Source organism: Embleya sp. NBC_00896 (assembly GCF_045207785.1).
In the GTDB taxonomy this organism is placed as follows: Bacteria; Actinomycetota; Actinomycetes; order Streptomycetales; family Streptomycetaceae; genus Embleya.
Genome location: NZ_CP108776.1, coordinates 2,432,573 through 2,449,528, shown reverse-complemented (window position 1 = coordinate 2,449,528; position 16,956 = coordinate 2,432,573). Strand labels below are relative to the sequence as shown.

At 71.9% G+C, this 16,956-nt stretch carries 18 protein-coding genes; 14 read left to right on the top strand and 4 right to left on the bottom strand.

Annotated features, from left to right (window positions below; translation table 11 throughout):
* Positions 1-73 precede the first annotated feature (73 nt).
* Positions 74-622, top strand: a complete 549-nt coding sequence (locus OG928_RS10890) for an RNA polymerase sigma factor (RefSeq protein WP_406282304.1) — start codon at positions 74-76, stop codon at positions 620-622.
* The gene (locus OG928_RS10885; protein WP_406282301.1) at positions 619-1,200 is read left to right on the top strand and encodes a hypothetical protein; all 582 of its coding nucleotides are present in this window, start codon (positions 619-621) and stop codon (positions 1,198-1,200) included. The genes OG928_RS10890 and OG928_RS10885 overlap by 4 nt, the downstream gene beginning before the upstream one ends.
* Positions 1,201-1,382: 182 nt before the next feature.
* Here the strand turns inward: OG928_RS10885 and OG928_RS10880 are convergent, their stop codons facing one another.
* Positions 1,383-1,754: a hypothetical protein gene (locus OG928_RS10880; RefSeq protein ID WP_406282299.1), complete on the bottom strand. Its 372-nt coding sequence runs from the start codon at positions 1,752-1,754 to the stop codon at positions 1,383-1,385.
* Positions 1,755-2,027: 273 nt separating this feature from the next.
* On the opposite strand from OG928_RS10880, the gene rsmD reads away from it, so the two are divergent.
* From rsmD to OG928_RS10840, 8 genes are all read left to right on the top strand, one after another.
* Positions 2,028-2,597, top strand: coding sequence for a 16S rRNA (guanine(966)-N(2))-methyltransferase RsmD (gene rsmD, locus OG928_RS10875; protein ID WP_406282296.1), 570 nt, complete (start codon positions 2,028-2,030; stop codon positions 2,595-2,597).
* A 60-nt stretch (positions 2,598-2,657) separates the two neighbouring features.
* Positions 2,658-3,140, top strand: coding sequence for a pantetheine-phosphate adenylyltransferase (gene coaD, locus OG928_RS10870; RefSeq protein ID WP_406282293.1), 483 nt, complete (start codon positions 2,658-2,660; stop codon positions 3,138-3,140).
* A 108-nt stretch (positions 3,141-3,248) separates the two neighbouring features.
* Positions 3,249-4,175: a cell division initiation protein gene (locus tag OG928_RS10865; protein WP_406282290.1), complete on the top strand. Its 927-nt coding sequence runs from the start codon at positions 3,249-3,251 to the stop codon at positions 4,173-4,175.
* Positions 4,176-4,449: 274 nt separating this feature from the next.
* Positions 4,450-4,965 carry a YceD family protein gene (locus OG928_RS10860; RefSeq protein WP_406282287.1) on the top strand — a complete coding sequence of 172 codons (516 nt, stop codon included), beginning with the start codon at positions 4,450-4,452 and terminating at the stop codon, positions 4,963-4,965.
* 2 nt (positions 4,966-4,967) lie between these two features.
* Positions 4,968-5,141 carry a 50S ribosomal protein L32 gene (gene rpmF, locus OG928_RS10855; protein ID WP_406282284.1) on the top strand — a complete coding sequence of 58 codons (174 nt, stop codon included), beginning with the start codon at positions 4,968-4,970 and terminating at the stop codon, positions 5,139-5,141.
* Positions 5,142-5,149: 8 nt separating this feature from the next.
* A complete protein-coding gene (gene rnc / locus OG928_RS10850; protein WP_406282281.1) occupies positions 5,150-5,890 on the top strand; it encodes a ribonuclease III in 741 nt (246 codons plus the stop codon).
* 133 nt (positions 5,891-6,023) lie between these two features.
* Positions 6,024-6,920: a bifunctional DNA-formamidopyrimidine glycosylase/DNA-(apurinic or apyrimidinic site) lyase gene (gene mutM / locus OG928_RS10845; RefSeq protein WP_406282278.1), complete on the top strand. Its 897-nt coding sequence runs from the start codon at positions 6,024-6,026 to the stop codon at positions 6,918-6,920.
* Between the two features lie 23 nt (positions 6,921-6,943).
* Entirely contained in the window at positions 6,944-7,546 is a 603-nt protein-coding gene (locus tag OG928_RS10840) for a hypothetical protein (RefSeq protein WP_406282276.1), read from the top strand.
* Between the two features lie 25 nt (positions 7,547-7,571).
* On the opposite strand, the gene OG928_RS10835 is transcribed toward OG928_RS10840, so the two are convergent.
* A complete protein-coding gene (locus OG928_RS10835) occupies positions 7,572-8,399 on the bottom strand; it encodes a CAP domain-containing protein (protein WP_406282273.1) in 828 nt (275 codons plus the stop codon).
* Positions 8,400-8,752: 353 nt separating this feature from the next.
* On the opposite strand from OG928_RS10835, the gene OG928_RS10830 reads away from it, so the two are divergent.
* Positions 8,753-8,959: a hypothetical protein gene (locus tag OG928_RS10830; protein ID WP_078975259.1), complete on the top strand. Its 207-nt coding sequence runs from the start codon at positions 8,753-8,755 to the stop codon at positions 8,957-8,959.
* 431 nt (positions 8,960-9,390) lie between these two features.
* A complete protein-coding gene (gene smc, locus OG928_RS10825; RefSeq protein ID WP_406282270.1) occupies positions 9,391-13,032 on the top strand; it encodes a chromosome segregation protein SMC in 3,642 nt (1,213 codons plus the stop codon).
* Between the two features lie 20 nt (positions 13,033-13,052).
* Here the strand turns inward: smc and OG928_RS10820 are convergent, their stop codons facing one another.
* A complete protein-coding gene (locus OG928_RS10820; protein WP_406282268.1) occupies positions 13,053-13,508 on the bottom strand; it encodes a MarR family winged helix-turn-helix transcriptional regulator in 456 nt (151 codons plus the stop codon).
* A 108-nt stretch (positions 13,509-13,616) separates the two neighbouring features.
* On the opposite strand from OG928_RS10820, the gene OG928_RS10815 reads away from it, so the two are divergent.
* The gene (locus tag OG928_RS10815) at positions 13,617-14,099 is read left to right on the top strand and encodes an SgcJ/EcaC family oxidoreductase (RefSeq protein ID WP_406282266.1); all 483 of its coding nucleotides are present in this window, start codon (positions 13,617-13,619) and stop codon (positions 14,097-14,099) included.
* A 195-nt stretch (positions 14,100-14,294) separates the two neighbouring features.
* Here OG928_RS10815 and OG928_RS10810 read toward each other — a convergent pair whose 3' ends face one another.
* Positions 14,295-15,287 (bottom strand): LLM class flavin-dependent oxidoreductase, encoded by a 993-nt coding sequence (locus OG928_RS10810; protein WP_406282263.1) that lies wholly within the window; start codon positions 15,285-15,287, stop codon positions 14,295-14,297.
* Positions 15,288-15,487: 200 nt separating this feature from the next.
* Between OG928_RS10810 and ftsY the strand changes: the two genes are divergently transcribed.
* Positions 15,488-16,669, top strand: coding sequence for a signal recognition particle-docking protein FtsY (ftsY, locus tag OG928_RS10805; RefSeq protein WP_406282260.1), 1,182 nt, complete (start codon positions 15,488-15,490; stop codon positions 16,667-16,669).
* The last annotated feature ends 287 nt before the right edge of the window (positions 16,670-16,956 follow it).

The window sequence follows — 16,956 nt, the reverse complement described above, 5'->3', positions numbered from 1 at the left end:
CTGCCACGCGCCCCCCGCCGCCACCCGTTCGGAGCACGCGGAGCAGCCCGTCGGTTGGCTACGAATTGGGGCCATGGACGCACGGGCGGGGGACGAGGGGTTCGACGCGCTCTTCTGCGGGTTGCTCCCTCGGTTGTACCGGCGGGCGGTGCTGCTCGCCGGCGAGGGCTGCGCCGAGGACGCGGTGCACGAGGCATACCTCAAGCTGGCCCGAAGACCCGACCGGCTGCTCGGCCACCCCGAGCCCTACGCGTACGCGTTCCGGGCCCTGGTGAGCGTCACCCGCGACATGTGGCGGGCCCGCAGCCGACAGGTGCTGCTGCCCGAGCCGCCCGAGCCGGGCGCACGGGCCGCGTCCTCCGCCGACGATCCGATCGCGCGCCGCGAGGCCGAGTGGGAGGCCGTCCGCATGCTCGGTTCGCTGCCCGCCAAGCAGGCCGCCGCGGTGCTCCTCGTCGACCTGGACGGCTACACGATCGATCAGGCCGCCGAGATCCTCGGCGTGCACCGGGGCACGGTGTCCCGCTCGCGCGAGCGCGCCCTGGCCCGGCTGCGCACGGGCATGGGCGGCCCCACCGGCCGGTTCCGTCGCCGGGGCCGACACGAAGGAGCCACCCGGTGAACCCGCCGCCCCCCGACGTCGACGACCCGGACGACGCGGTCAACGAGCTGCGCACCCGCCTGCGCGACGCGGACGCCGCCTTCGACGAGCCACCGGGGCTCGCGCTGCGCGTACTGCGCCGCCCCGCGCCCCGCCCGCGGTGGCGCGGCGGGTTCGCGATGGCACTCGCCGCGGTCCTGGTGGTGGCCGTGGTCGGCCTGGGCACGTTCCTGGCGGGCGAGGCGACCCGGGACACCCCCGTGGCCCCGGAACCGCCCGCCGCCCGGGCCGCGACCGTGGACACCGACGTCTACAACTCCGAGGTCCCGTGCCGGGGGCTGCGCACGATCGTGTGCTCGCTCGGGGTGTTCGCCGAGCCGAGACTGTCGTCGCGGATGGCCGACCTGGTCACCCGGGTCTGGCACGGCGACCGCGTGCTCCTGGTGTGCATGCTCGCGAACGGCCCGCTCGTCACCGACGAGACCGGCATCGCCTCCAAGCACTGGTACCACGTCGTGGTGCGCGGCACCGGCGCCGAGGGCTGGCTGCCGGCCGTCCGCACCCGCAACGAGGCCGAGGTCCCGGACTGCGCCTACTGAGACCGCGCCTACTGGGACCGCGTGCCACCGGGACCGCGCGCCCACCGAGACCGCGCGCCCACCGAGACCGAGGACGCGGCCGGAGGACGGAGCACCGTCCCCCGGCCGCGCGGCTCCCCCGAGCCGCCGATCGACGGGAGCGGTCGATCGGCAGGATTTGGTCGATCAGCGAGGCCGGTCGATCAGCAGTGCCACATTCCCGGCATGGGGTCCTGCGGGGTGTGCACACGCTGCGCGGGCAGGAAGCCGTGCCCGCCGTCGTCGCCGTCCGTGTAGTACCAGATGTCGTTGCCGCCGGAGTGCGGGTCGCCCGCCGTCCAGCAGCTGAAGTAGCTGTACGTGCTGGTCAACCGGCTGACCACCGGGGACGAGAAGTAGGGCCCGGAGCGCAGGTCGCTCGTGCCGTTGGCGCAGTGCAGCGTGCCGTTGCTGTCGACGTAGCAGTTCGCCTCGGGGGTCCGCGGCGTGGCGGTGCCGGCGACCGCCGGGGCCATGCCGGTCGCGGCCAGCGCGGCGCCGGCGACCGCGGTGGCGATCAGGGTGCGGAGCTTCATCGGGATCTCCCGGTCTCGAGATGCTGTGGAATTACCGTGGGTGTGCTCTGGGACCGCGGGTCTCGCGGCCCTGCCGCACGGCGGTGGCGCCCCTGCCGTGCACACCCTCCATACGATGCGGTCGCCCCGTGTGTATGACACGTCGCGAAAAGTATTTCGGCCCGAATGTCACCGATCCCGACCAGTCGATAGCGTTGGCGCCATGCAGGACACGCACGCCGCGCCCACCGGCACCGACCGGCACCCGACCGCCCACCGCCCGCGAGCGCGCGCATGACGCGCGTGATCGGCGGAGTCGCGGGTGGTCGCCGCCTGACCACGCCGCCGGGTGAAAGCACCCGGCCGACCTCGGATCGGGCCCGCGAGGGGCTGTTCTCGACCCTTCGATCGCTGCGCGGCACGCTGGACGGCGCCCGCGTGCTCGACCTGTTCGGCGGTTCGGGCGCGGTCGGCCTGGAGGCCCTGTCCCGCGGCGCCACGCACGTCCTGCTGGTGGAGTCCGACGCGCGTGCCGCGCGTGCCATCCGGGAGAACATCGAGATCGTCGGGCTGCCGGGCGCGAACCTGCGCGTCGCCCGCGCGGAGAAGACCGCCGCCGAGCCGTGCCCGGACGAGCCGTACGACGTGGTCTTCCTCGATCCTCCCTACGCGGTCACCGACGGTGACGTCGGCGACCTGCTCGGCGCATTGGCCGAGAACGGCTGGCTGGCGGCCGAGGCGCTGATCGCGGTCGAACGGGGGACTCGGGGCGGGCCGTTCGGGTGGCCCGCGGAATTCGACGAGATCAGATCCCGTCGCTACGGCGAGGGAACGCTCTGGTACGGTCGCGCCGCGCAAGCCTGATCAGGCGGGCGGGCCATCGGGTCCGGACCCGTCGGCACCCGATTTCGAGGGGAACCTCCGTTGCGTCGAGTCGTCTGCCCCGGTTCGTTCGACCCGGTCACCAACGGTCATCTGGACATCATCGGACGGGCTGCGAGCCTCTACGACGAGGTCTACGTGGCGATCGGCTTCAATCGCGCCAAGCGCTCCGGTCTGTTCACCATCGAGGAGCGCATCGAGATGCTCCACGAGGTGGTCGACCAGTACAAGAACGTCAAGGTCGAGGCGTTCGAGGGGTTGCTCGTCAACTTCTGCAAGGAGCGCGGGATTCCGGCCATCATCAAGGGCCTTCGCGCGGTCACCGACTTCGACTACGAGTTGCAGATGGCGCAGATGAACTACGGTCTTACCGAAGTGGAGACCTTGTTCGTCGCGACGAACCCCCTCTACAGCTTTCTGTCGTCGAGCCTCATCAAGGAGGTCGCGACGTACGGGGGTGACGTTTCCGGCCTGGTGCCGGAGACGGTGCTTCGTCGGCTCACCGAGCGGCTCGCGCAGGGTTGACGCGGCAAACGCCTCGTCGCCGGGCCGACCGCCCTCGGCGAGTCGGTCCGTCGCGCGACGCTGTCGAACAGGACGGCGAACGTCGGTTTGAGGAGAGAGAGCAAGCCCGTGGACGTGCAGCCCAAGCTCGATGAACTGATCGCACTGGTCGAGAACGCCCGGTCGATGCCGATGTCCGCATCGTGCGTGGTCAACCGTGCCGACGTGGTGGCCCGGCTCGAGGAACTCAAGAACCTCCTGCCCGAGGAGTTCAACCACGCGCGCCGCGTGCTCGGCGACCGGGAGTCGGTCATCGAGGAGGGGCGCCGCGAGGCCGAGCGCGTGCTGGCCAATGCCCGCGAGGAGCGCGGCTCGCTGATCGCCGACACCGAGGTCGCCCGCGAGGCGTACGGCGAGGCCGACCGGATCCTGAACGAGGCCCGTCGCGAGGCCCAGCGCATCCGCGAGGAGGCCGACGACTACGTCGACCAGAAGCTCGCCAACTTCGAGGTCGTGCTCACCAAGACGCTCGGCGCGATCGGCCGCGGCCGCGACAAGATGCGCGGCCGCCGACCGTCCGACGAACTCGGCGAGTACATGCAGGCGCAGGAGCTGGCCGACGCGCAGGCCAAGGGCCGCCCCGGCAGCCTCCAGGCCCAGCTGGACGGCCACGAGGACGACTTCGCGGCCCCACAGCCCGAGTACCCGCCCGCCCCTGCCGCCCCGCCGATCGTGCCCGCCCAGGCAGGCCCGTACGACCAGGGCTACGCCCAGGATCCCTACGGGCAGCCGGCGTACGCGCAGCAGGGCAACGGCGCGGACAACGGCTACGGCGGCGGCTACGAGGCGCAGTACGACATGCCCGGCTACGGTCAGCAGGGGCAGCAGGCGTACGACCCCGCGCGGCACGTCCCGGCGCAGCACGACCCGGCCGGCACGGGACAGCAGCCCGCCTACGACCCGCAGGCGCAGTACGCGCAGTCCCTCGACGAGACCAGCTTCTTCGACACGAGCCTGATCGACGTCCGCCAGTTCCAGCAGGACGGCGGTCGCTGACACCGGCGCCGTGACCGGTGGCGGCCCGGCCGCCACCGGAACCACCCGCTCGAATGGCCCCGTTTGGGGCCTGGCGCGCGGGCTGCGATACTCTTACGGACCGACCCTGCCCGAGGCGTGTTTTTCGCGTGCCCCGAGGGTTGGAGCCCTGACCGCCCAAGCCCCCCGGAAGCACGGGGGGTGGCACTGCATGAGGTAGGACATCCTGGACCGCTTGGATTACCGCAAACCGCTCGTCATCGATACACGCGAGCTGGGGCGTCGGCCTGGATCCATGCTGAAGGTGTCCCGCTCCGTGCCGGCCCCGGCGGACATGGGCGTGGCGGATGTGATCGGTGCTCCCGAAGGTGCCCCCATCCAGCTGGGAGTCCGGCTGGAAGCGGTCATGGAGGGTGTGCTGGTCACCGGCGTCGCACAGATGTCGCTGGCCGGTGAGTGCGTCCGGTGCCTGGAACCGCTCGAGCGTGAGCTCACGGTGCGCTTCCAGGAGCTGTACGTCTACCCGGACGCCGACGCCGAAGAGGACGCCTACCGGCTCAAGGACGACCTGTTCGACCTGGAGCCGGTACTGCGGGACGCGACGGTGCTCGCACTGCCGCTTTCGCCGCTGTGCCGGGAGGACTGCCCGGGTCTGTGCTCCGAATGTGGAGCACTGCTCGCGGAGGACCCCGACCACAGCCATGAGCTCGCCGATCCCCGGTGGGCGAAGCTGACCAGCATCTTCGACGGACCATCCGCCGAAGCCGACGTTGACGGCGCCTCCAGCGCCGACGAGAACCAGGAGAAGTAGCCGTGGCTGTTCCGAAGCGGAAGATGTCGCGCAGCAACACCCGGCACCGCCGGAGCCAGTGGAAGGCCACTGCCCCCAACCTGGTGACCTGCGACCGCTGCCGTGAGCCGAAGCTTTCCCACATCGCGTGCCCGAGCTGCGGTACCTACAACCGCCGCCAGGTTCTCGACGTCTGATCCGGCCGGTGGTCGTTCCGGTGACGGAATCACTCGCGCAGTACGCGGATCTCGAAGGGCGGCTCGGCTGGTCGGTCGACGCCGCCCTTCTGGAGCGCGCCCTCACCCATCGCTCGTACGCGTACGAGCACGGCGGGCTCCCGACGAATGAGCGCCTGGAATTCCTGGGCGACTCGGTGCTGGGACTCGTCGTCACCGACACGCTGTACCGCAGGCACCCCGACCTGCCCGAAGGTCAGCTCGCGAAACTGCGAGCCGCCGTCGTCAACTCGCGCGCCCTCGCGGGCGTCAGTCGACGGCTGGACCTGGGCGCCTTCATCCGGCTCGGCCGCGGTGAGGTGGGCACGGGTGGGCGAGACAAGTCCTCGATTCTCGCGGACACGCTCGAAGCCATCCTCGGTGCGGTGTATTTGGACCAGGGCCTCGACGCGGCGACCGAGCTGATCCACCGGTTGTTCGATCCACTGATCGAGCAGTCGGCGAATCTCGGCGCGGGCCTGGACTGGAAGACCAGCCTCCAGGAGCAGACCGCCGCGGCGGGTATCGGAGTCCCCGAATACGTGGTCTCCGAGACCGGTCCCGACCACGAGAAGACCTTCACCGCGCTCGCTCGCGTCGCGGGTGTCGACTACGGCACCGGCGTCGGGCGGAGCAAGAAGGAGGCGGAGCAGCAAGCCGCCGAAAGCGCTTGGCACTCGATCCGCGCCAAGTACGGAGACGGGTCCGGCACACCGCCGGCAACCGCGTAGTCTCCGAGCCAATGCCTGCCGATAGGTAAGTTCGAACCGGTCCCCGACCTCGCGGTCGCCCGGCACGACCTCACCTACCGGCAGGCATTTTCGTGTCTCCCGTATTCGTGCCGTCTTCAGGGGGAGTGCCAACGTGCCCGAGCTGCCCGAGGTCGAGGTGGTCCGCCGCGGACTGGAGAAGTGGGTGGTGGGCCGCACCATCGCGCACGTCGAGGTCACCCATGAGCGCGCCGTCCGGCGGCACGTCGCCGGCCCGGTGGACTTCGCCGACTCGCTCGCGGGAACCCGCGTCCACGCCGCCCGGCGGCGCGGGAAGTACCTGTGGCTGCCGCTGGTGGCACCCGGCGCGGACGCTCCCGACGACGCGCTGCTCGCGCACCTGGGGATGAGCGGTCAACTCCTCGTCCAGCCACCCGAGGCTCCCCGCGAGAAGCACCTGCACGTGCGCTTCACCTTCACCGACGGCGGGCGCGAGCTGCGCTTCGTCGACCAGCGCACGTTCGGCGGCCTCGCGGTCGAGCACGGCGCCGCCGAACTGCCGCCCTCGATGGCGCACATCGCGCGCGATCCGCTCGACCCGTTGTTCGACGACGTGCTCTTCCACGCGGCGCTGCGTCGGCGCAACACCGAGGTCAAGCGGGCCCTGCTCGACCAGAGCCTGGTCAGCGGCATCGGCAACATCTACGCCGACGAGGCGCTGTGGCGGGCCCGGCTGCACGGCGCGCGGCCGACCGGGAAGCTCACACTCGCGCAGACCACGCTGCTGCTCGCGTCGGCACGGGACGTGATGACCGACGCGCTCGCGGCGGGCGGGACCTCGTTCGACAGCCTGTACGTCAACGTGAACGGCGAGAGCGGCTACTTCTCCCGCACGCTGGACGCCTACGGCCGCGAGGGCGAACCGTGCAACCGCTGCGCGAGCCCGATCCGCCGGATCTCGTTCATGAACCGCAGCAGTTACTTCTGCCCCGTCTGTCAACGCGCCCCGCGCGGTCCGCGCGTCCCGCGCACGTCGACGGCCGGCGTCTAGGCGACCGGCGCAGGGAGCCCGTCATGGGATTCAACGGGGACATCGTGCTCGTGCGCGCCACGCGGCCGCTGGCCGACCTCGCGCCGCACGTGGACACCGAGCGACACCCGGCCCGGGTGTTGTGGGAGTCGTCCGGCGGCTGGCGCGCGACGCACGTGCGCCATGACGACGACCCGTACGCGTTCGAGCGCTCGTGGATGGAGGCGCTGGCGGCGAAGGCCGACTCGCCGGTCCTGATGTGCTGGGTCTTCGAGGCCCACGTGGCGCACGTCCAGGGCGTGAGCGCGGCCGGCGCGTGGGAGGGGTGGCTCAACCCGGGCGACGCGGCCGCGCACCTGGCGGTGAGCCGGCTCGAACTGGAGGCGGCCCGGACCGGCACGGACGTGTTCGGCCCGGACGGCGACTTCCTGGACCCCGGCCGGTACGCCGAATTGCGCGACGAGGTCGTCGGGGTCCTGGACCGGGCCCGGCCGCGGGTCGCCGCGGCGGCCGTGCGGTGGGCCGAGGCGGCCGGCCGGATCGTGCGCGCGGACGCGGTCGAACGGGTGCTCGCGCGCAATCAAGGAGAGTCCGCGCTGCGTGTGTTCGGCCTGCTCGCGGACCGGCTCGGGGTGGGCCCGGAGTAGGCCCGGGGACCGCCGCCGGGCCGGCTCAGCGACCGAAGTCCTGGGTCCACCAGGGCCCGTTCGCGCCCTCCTTGACGCCCACGCCGAGCGTCTTCAGGCCGCAGTCGAGGATGTTGCGGCGGTGGCCGGGGCTGTTCATCCACGCGCGCATCACGGCGTCCGGGGTCTTCTGGCCGCGCGCTATGTTCTCCGCGCCCAGGTTGGTCACGCCGGCCTTGTCGGCGCGGTCCCACGGGGTCAGGCCCTCGGGGGTGTTGTGGTCGAAGTAGTCGCGGGCGGCCATGTCCGCGCTGTGCGCACGGGCCAGGTCGCGCAGCTTCGCGTCCGCCTTGACCGGGCCGCAACCGGCGGTCGTGCGCTCCGCGTTGACCGCGGCGAGGACCCTGTCCTCGGGGTCGCTCGACGTGCTCGACGCGGTCGCCGAGGGGGTCGTGGCGGGCTTGGTGGTCGGGGGACGCGTCGGGCTCGGGATGGCCGAGGCGCTCGTGGCCGACGCGCTCGGGGACGCGCTCGCCGTCGTCGGCGCGGTCGCGCTCGGCGTGGGCAGCGCGTCGCGGCCGGTCGTCGACGCGCCCGGCAGGACGCTGCGGGAGGCCTCGTCGCCGCCGCCGCGCTTGACGGTGGGGTCGCCCTGCGCGCCGGTCGCGTCGGAGGCGCCGCCCGTGAGCGGGCCGTCCGCGCTCGCGCTCCGACTCCCGGATTCGCCGGCGCGGTCGGAGACGACCAGGCCGGCCACGGTGCCGCCGCCCGCGAGGACCGCGAGCAACACGAGCAGGGGAAGCCTGCGTCTGGGCTTCGCGCGGCGTCGATGCGGATGTGCTGCCGACGTCGAGGTACGACTGTGCCGGGCCATGGAGGGTCGAGTCACCTTCCGGCAGGGGAAAGACGTTCACCCGAACGGGTGTGTTGCCGGAGCGACTCTAGAGCACGGCTGTGCGGAGTTGGCAGACAACAGGAATGTTCTTGACGCCGGAGGTCGAAAGATGATCTCGTACACCCAGCACGACAGCCAACACCCCAGTCCGCGGTCGAAACCGCGTTTGATCGGGTGAAGGTCTCGTTATCGCGCCGTTATGACATTGACCTCACGCGTTTTTGATGCAACGCTGGAAGCCCGCGCACCCTATCAGGAGCCTTGCGGCCGGGTGCCACATTTAGACCCGCGAATCTGCGTGGTCATTCATTTTCAGCGTGGAGGACCCTCTCATGGCGAAGGCGCTTCTCGGTTACGTCGGTGGCCCCGATCCCCGACTGCTCGCCGAGAATCGACGGCTCCAGCAGCGTGTTCGTGACCTGGAAACGGAACTGGTCCGTGCCCAGGAGCGTAACGACGCGCTCAACGCCGCCGCTTCGGACGAGCTGCTTGCCGGCTTCGACGTTTCCGCGGCGGAACCCGCGCTTTCGCGAGCGTAGGTCCGCGAACGATAACCAGGGACGCCCTCTAGGCGTCCCTTTGTCGTTCCCGGGACTTCTCGTTACCGGGCCGTCACCCGGTCGTCGTTTGCGGTCCCCGGTTGCGTCGCCGCTCGCCGGGTCGTTTCCGACCCTGCGTGTGGCTCTTGTTTCCGACCCTGCGTGTGGCTCTTGTGGCTCTTCGTGTCTCGTGGCTCTTGGTGTCTGGCTCTTGGTGTCGTCGTCTCGGGCCCCGCGCCGGCCCGCTCCCAGCTCCTCGTTTTCCCCGCTGTACCCCGTGCCTCGCGCGCCCGCTGCGCCCGCCTCTCCCCAACGCCCCCGCCGGCTCGTTCGTCTCACGCCGGTGATACCCGCATTTACTACGCTCGACACGCCCTCAAATGGGGCGAGCGGGCGAATTCGCCGCGCCGCGCCGACTACCCTTTCGTCGCGTGCACCTCAAGAGTCTGACCCTGCGCGGCTTCAAGTCCTTCGCGTCCGCGACGACGCTGCGCTTCGAGCCCGGGATCACCTGCGTGGTCGGGCCCAACGGCTCCGGCAAGTCCAACGTGGTCGACGCGCTGTCGTGGGTCATGGGCGAGCAGGGTGCCAAGACGCTGCGCGGCGGCAAGATGGAGGACGTCATCTTCGCCGGCACCTCCGGCCGACCGCCGCTGGGGCGGGCCGAGGTGAGCCTGACCATCGACAACACCGACGGCGCGCTGCCGATCGACTACTCCGAAGTCACGATCACCCGGCGGATGTTCCGCAACGGCGGCTCCGAGTACGAGATCAACGGCAACACGTGTCGGCTGCTCGACATCCAGGAGCTGCTGTCCGACTCCGGCATCGGTCGCGAGATGCACGTGATCGTCGGGCAGGGCCGGCTCGACTCGGTGCTTCAGGCCGACCCCACCGGGCGGCGCGCGTTCATCGAGGAGGCCGCGGGCGTCCTCAAGCACCGCAAGCGCAAAGAGAAGGCGCTGCGCAAGCTCGACGCGATGCAGGCGAACCTGACCCGCGTCCAGGACCTCACCAACGAACTGCGCAGGCAGCTCAAGCCGCTCGGGCGGCAGGCGCAGGTCGCCCGGCGCGCCGCGGCGATCCAGGCCGACCTGCGGGACGCGCGGCTGCGGCTGCTCGCCGACGACCTCGTCACGCTGCGGCGCGCGCTGGACGAGGAGGTCGCGGACGAGGCCGCGCTGCGCGAGCGGCGCACGATCGTGGAGCGCGAGGTCGGGCTCGTGCAGGCGCGCGAGGCGGAGCTCGAAGCCGAGGTGCGGGCGATGGCGCCGCGCCTGGCCCGGGCGCAGGAGACCTGGTACGCGCTGTCCGCGCTGGCCGAACGTGTGCGCGGGACGGCGGGGCTCGCGCGGCAGCGGGTTCGGCACGCGACCGCGGAGCCGGACCAGGAGCGGCGCGGGCGCGACCCCGAGGACATGGAGCGCGAGGCCGAGCGGATCCGCGAACAGGAGGCGGAGCTCGCGGCGGTGCTCGAGTACGCACAGGTCGAGCTGGCCGAGACGGTCGAGAAGCGGGCCGACCTCGAACGCGCGCTGGTCGACGAGGAGCGCCGGCTCAAGGCCGTCGCGCGCGCGATCGCGGACCGGCGCGAGGGGTTGGCGCGGCTGGTCGGCCAGGTCGGCGCCGCGCGCAGCCGGGTGGCCGCCGCGGAGGCCGAGATCGGCCGGCTCGTGGCGTCGCGGGACGAGGCGCACGAGCGCGCGGTCGCGGCGCGGGAGGAGTACGAACGGCTCAGGCTGACGGTGGAGGGCTCGCCCGAGGACGACGGCGGGGGCGGACTCGCCGCGATCGAGGCGCGGTTGGACGCGGCCCGGGAGGTATTGGCCGCGGCCGAGGACGCGTTGGTCGCGACGCGCGACGCGGAGAAGGAGGCCGAGCGCGAGCGGGCCGCGGTCACCGCGCGCAAGGAGGCCCTGGAGCTGGGCCTGATGCGCAAGGACGGCACCGGGGCGTTGCTCGCGGCCGGCGATCGGCTGTCCGGGGTGCTGGGCACGGTGGCCGCGCTGATCACCGTCGAGCAGGGCGCCGAGCAGGCGGTCGCGGCGGCGCTGGGGGCGGGCTCGGACGCGGTCGCGGTGACGGGTCTGCGGCCCGCCGTGGACGCGTTGCGGCTGCTGCGCAAGGACGACGCGGGGCGGGCCGGGTTGCTGCTCGGCGGTGCCGCGGCGGGCGGGTTCGAGGCGTGGCCCGAGTTGCCGGCGGGCGTGGTGTACGCGGCTCGCCTGGTCTCCGCGCCGGAGGAGTTGCGCGGCGCGCTGTACGGGTTGCTCGATCGGATCGCGGTCGTGGACGACCTCGCGGCCGCCGCCGACGTGGTCCGGGAGCTGCCCGGGGTGCGGGCGGTCACGCGGGCGGGCGACCTGGTGGGCGAGGGGTTCGCGCATGGCGGTTCGGCGAGCGCGCCCAGTCTGCTGGAGGTGCAGGCGGCGGTCGACGAGGCGGCCGGGCGACTGGCCGGGTTGACCGGGCGGTGCGCGGAGCTGAAGGACGCGCTGGCCGCCGCGGTGGCCGCGCGTCGGGAGGCCGCGAGCGCGGTCGAGCGGGCCGTGGCGCAGCGGCGCGAGGCGGAGCACAAGGGCGCGGCGGCGGCCCAACAGCTCGGCCGGCTCGGCGGGCAGGCGCGGGCGACGGTCGGCGAGGCCGAGCGGCTCGCGTCCGCCGTGGCCGGGGCCGAGGCGGCGCGCGAGCAGGAGGAGCTCAAGGTCGAGGAGCTCTCGGCCCGGCTGGAGGCCGCCGAGGAGCACAACGCGGCCGAGGGCGACGAGGAGCCGGACGCCACCGGGCGGGACCGGCTCGCGGGCGACGCGAGCGCGGCCCGGCAGGCCGAGATGGAGGCCCGGCTCGCGGTCCGTACGCACGAGGAGCGGGTCAGGTCGCTCGCCGGCCGTGCGGACGCGCTCGATCGCGGCGCCGCGGCCGAGCGCGACGCGCGTGCCAAGGCGGCGGCTCGGCGCGAGCGGATGGCCGTCGAGGCCCGGGTCGCGGGCGCGATCCTGGCCGGCACCGAGGTGCTGCTGCGCTACATCGAGGCGTCCCTGGCCCGCGCCGGCACCGAGCGCGAGGCGGCGGAGCTGGCCCGAGCCGCCCGGGAGGCCGACCTCGCCCGGGAACGCGGCCGGTCCCGCGAACTCGCGGCCGAACTCGAAAAGTTGACCGACTCGGTGCACCGGGACGAGATGGTGCGCGCGGAGAAGCGGCTGCGGGTCGAGCAGTTGGAGGCCAAGTCCCTGGAGGAGCACGGGATCGAGGCCGCCGGATTGCTCGCCGAATACGGCCCCGACCAGCTTGTGCCGCCGTCGCCGCCGGCCGAGGGGGAGGAACGCGCCCCGGACTCGCCCGAGGCGCGGCCCAGGCCCTTCGTCCGCGCCGAACAGGAGAAGCGGCTGCGCGCGGCCGAGAAGGCGCACGTACAGCTGGGCAAGGTGAACCCGCTCGCGCTGGAGGAGTTCGCGGCCCTCGAGGAGCGCCACAACTTCCTCACCGAACAACTGGAAGACCTCAAGAACACCCGTCGTGACCTGATGACCGTGGTCAAGGAGGTCGACGAACGCGTCGAGCAGGTCTTCACGGCCGCTTTTCACGACACCGCGCGTGAGTTCGTGGGCGTGTTCTCCCGGCTGTTTCCCGGTGGCGAGGGCCGGCTGATCCTGACCGACCCCGACGACATGCTCACCACCGGCGTCGAGGTCGAGGCGCGCCCGCCCGGCAAGAAGGTGAAGCGGCTGTCGCTGCTCTCCGGCGGCGAGCGCTCGCTCACCGCCGTGGCGCTCCTGGTCGCGATCTTCAAGGCACGCCCCAGCCCGTTCTATGTCATGGACGAGGTCGAGGCCGCGCTGGACGACATGAACCTGCAACGCCTGATCGGGCTGTTCTCCGAACTGCGGGAGAGCTCGCAGCTGATCGTCATCACCCACCAGAAGCGCACCATGGAGGTCGCCGACGCGCTGTACGGCGTGTCCATGCGCGGTGACGGCGTCACGACGGTGATCAGTCAGCGGCTGCGCCAGGAGGACCGGCGCAGCGCGTCCGAGCACGCGGAGCCGATGAGCGGGATCACCGTCGAGTCGTGACGGCCCGGGCCGGGGCCGCGTCAGCCCTTCGTGCGGATCTCGTCCGTCGTCTCCTGGTACGCGGCGCTCGCGCGAGTGAAGTAGTCGAAGAGCGTGGCCAGTTGCTCGGGTGAGTAGCCACGCAGGATCTCGCCGATCCGGGTCCGGGCCGGTGTCATGATCGCGTCGAGCTCCGAGGGTTTGGCGATCGGCTCGACGATCACCTTGCGCCGGTCGTCGGGGGCCGGGGTCCGGCGTACATAACCGGCCTCCTCCAGCCGGTCGATCAGCCGGGTCGTGGGCCCGGTGGTCAGCCCCGTCCGCGCGCCCAACTCGCCGGGGGTCATCGCGCCCACCAGGTCCAACGTGTTGAGCGCGTACAGATCGGTGGCGCCCAGTCCGCACGCCTTGGCACTCGCGTGCCCGTGCAGCATGACCGCGCTCAGGTAGTGCCGGTACACGGCACCGGCGTCGGAGGGCATCGAGGGCGTTGACATCGGCCGACCTCTTTCCTAGTCTCTTCCTCAACGAAGAGACTTCTTCAGAGAAGAGAAATCTCAAGAGAAGTAGCTTCATTCGGGAAGTTACCACGCGGGGAGAGAGCCATGACCACCTTCGCCACCACCACCGTCGACGGCGCGATCGACACCGCCACCGCCGAGATCACCGCGCTCCTGGACTCCCTCGCCGACGCGTGGGCGCGCGGCGACGGCGCGGCATACGGCGCCGGCTTCACCCCGGACGCCAGTTACGTCGCCTACTTCGGCACGCTCTACCGCGGCGCCGAGGAGATCGGCGCCGCGCACCAGGAGCTGTTCGCCAACTTCCTCAAGGGCACGCGGCTCGGCTACGAAATCGTCGACATCCGCTTCCACGGCCCGAACGCCGACGTCGCCGTCGTCGTCACCCGCGGGGACACGTACAAGCGCGAGCCCGGCCGGCCGGGCAAGGTCCAGACGTACACGGTGGTCCGCGACCGGGACGGCCGCCGGCGCGTCGCGGCCTTCCAGAACACCGCGCGCAAGACCCTCTTGGAGGCCCTCACCTTCAGGTTCGCCCCCGCCGCCAAGCCCGCGGTCCGGAACTGACCGGATGCGCCCACGCGGAACCCCTGCCGCCCATCCCCGCACGGACCGAACGATCGTGACTACGAGCCGCCGACACGTTCGTGGCCCTGGACCCCGGCCGACAACCCGGCGTCCCACCGAGACACCGGGCGACCCACTCCTGACGCCGCCGGCTCGGTCACGCCCCCGGATCGAGCCGGGGGCCTGACCCGGGCCTCAGGCCGGCACGTTTCGCGGCATCACCTTGTCGTTGAACAGCTGCAGACTCGCCCAGCCCGCGTCGATCGGCAGGCCGCCCACCAGCGGGTGCAGGATCAGGGCGTCGGTGAGACCACCGGACTGGCCGATCTCGACGCACTCGTCCGGGGTGAGGCAGCAGTAGATGCCCTCCTCGCGGAGCGCCGCGGTCGTCGTGGCCGAGGACTCGACGACGGACGCGATGTCCGGGGTCTGCCAGCCGGCGTACGTGGTGGCCTCGTGCAGGAAGTAGTCGCCGTACTCGGCCCACGCCTTGTCCGGGTCCTCGGTGCAGAAGATCATCCGGGTCTTGACCGGGGGCAGCAGCGCGAAGCCGCCCTCGAAACCCTCCTCGGCCGCGAGCTCGTAGTAGTACTGCTCGAGCTCCGGGATCGGCGCCGCGGCGTAGAACGGCAGGCGCAGGCGCACCGCGCGCCGGACCGACGCCTTGGCGGTGCCGCCGACCATGATCGTCGGGTGCGGGTCGGTGAACGGCTTCGGGGTGACCCGGACGGTCGTGCCGCGGTACTCGAACGGCTCGCCGGTCCACGCCTTGAGCAGCGTCTCCAGCACCTCGTCCTGGATCTTGCCGCGCCGCTTCCACTCCTTGCCGAGGGCCGCGTACTCCTCCGGGCGGTAGCCCAGACCCGCGACGATGGAGAGCCGGCCGCCGCTGATGTTGTCCAGCACCGCGATGTCCTCGGCGAGCCGGATCGGGTCGTACAGCGGTGCGAGCAGCGCGCAGACGATCACGCCGATCCGCTCCGTGGCGCCGAATATCGCGCCTGCGGTGCTCAGCGGCGAGGGGCTCCACGCGTTGTCCGCGCCGTGGTGCTCCTCCAGGCTGATCATGTCGAACCCGTTCTTGTCCGCGAAGGCCGCCATCTCGACGGTGGCCTTGTAGCGGGCGGACATCTCCTGCCGGTCGAGACCGGGGAGGACCTGGTTGAACCGCAGATTCGTGACAGCCATGGAGCGTGAACACCTTCCGGGTCGAGCCGAAGCCGTCTCGGACACGTGTCATCTGCCGGACGGAGCTTGGCAAAGGCAAGCTATCTGACGCCGTGTCAGGATTCAACGGTCTGCGTGAGCGGGCCCGTCACGCCGCGCGGACCCGCCGAGCCCGGCCGGTCGCGGCTCGTCGCGGCGTCGTCTGGGAGACTGGGGGTCCTATGGAGACTGTGATCCTGATCGTCGTCATCGCCCTCGTCGCCCTCGGCGCCGCCGGCTACTTCGTGGTGGGCTCGCGCCGCAAGGCCGCGCCGCCGGCGCCGCCGCGCACCCCGGTCGAGCCGGGGGTCGGCGACGAGGCCGCCCCGACCGTCGAAGCGCCCCGGCGCACCATCGACACGGTCGATCTGCCGGAAACGTCGGTTGTCGTACCGGACGAGCCGGAAGTCCTCGTCCTCGAGACGCCCGAACCGACCGCGGGTCGCCTGATTCGGCTCCGGGCCCGGCTGGCCCGGTCGCAGACGACCTTCGGCAAGGGCCTGCTGGCCCTGCTCGCCCGTGAGCACCTCGACGAGGACACGTGGGAGGAGATCGAGGACACCCTGCTGACCGCCGACGTCGGCGTCGCGTCCACGCAGGAGCTCGTCGACCGCCTCCGTACCCGCGTCAAGGTGCTCGGCACCCGTACCCCCGCCGACCTGCGCGCCCTGCTGCACGAGGAACTGCTCACGCTGATCGGCCCCGACCTCGACCGCACGCTCAAGACCGCCAAGCACACCGGCGAGGGCGGCGACCGCCCGGCCGTCGTGCTCGTGGTCGGCGTCAACGGCACCGGCAAGACCACCACGACCGGCAAGCTCGCGCGTGTGCTGGTCGCCGACGGCCGCAGCGTCGTGCTCGGCGCCGCGGACACCTTCCGGGCCGCCGCCGCGGATCAGTTGCAGACGTGGGGCGAGCGGGTCGGCGCGCACACCGTGCGTGGCCCCGAGGCCGGCGACCCGGCCAGCGTCGCGTTCGAGGCGGTCAAGCAGGGCATCGCCGAAGGCGTGGACACGGTGCTCGTGGACACCGCCGGTCGACTGCACACCAAGACCGGCCTGATGGACGAGCTGGGCAAGGTCAAGCGCGTGGTCGAGAAGCACGGCCCGGTGGACGAGGTGCTGCTCGTGCTCGACGCCACCACCGGCCAGAACGGCCTGGTCCAGGCCCGGGTGTTCGCCGAGGTCGTGGACATCACCGGCATCGTGCTCACCAAGCTCGACGGCACCGCCAAGGGCGGCATCGTCGTCTCCGTGCAGCGCGAACTCGGGGTTCCGGTCAAGCTGATCGGGCTCGGCGAGGGTCCCGACGACCTCGCGCCGTTCGAGCCGTCCGCGTTCGTGGACGCGCTGATCGGCGATTAGCAACGGCAACTCGATACCCGCGGTACCCCCAGGGTGTGTCTTCAATCCCCCGCCGAGCACCACGACGCCCGGCATCCGCCCTTCGGGCTCCTCGCTGCGCTCGCCTCGCCGCACCGGCGAAACACCCGAATAGAACCACTATGCGAGTGTTTCCCCGGCGCGCCGATGCACGGCACCGGACGCCGCGGAGCCCGACGGGGGATTGAAGACACGCCCTCGATCGCCGGCACGGCTCGTCCGTGTCGGCGATCGGCGTCCCGGTCGAATCCCCGAGGCCGCCCCGAGCC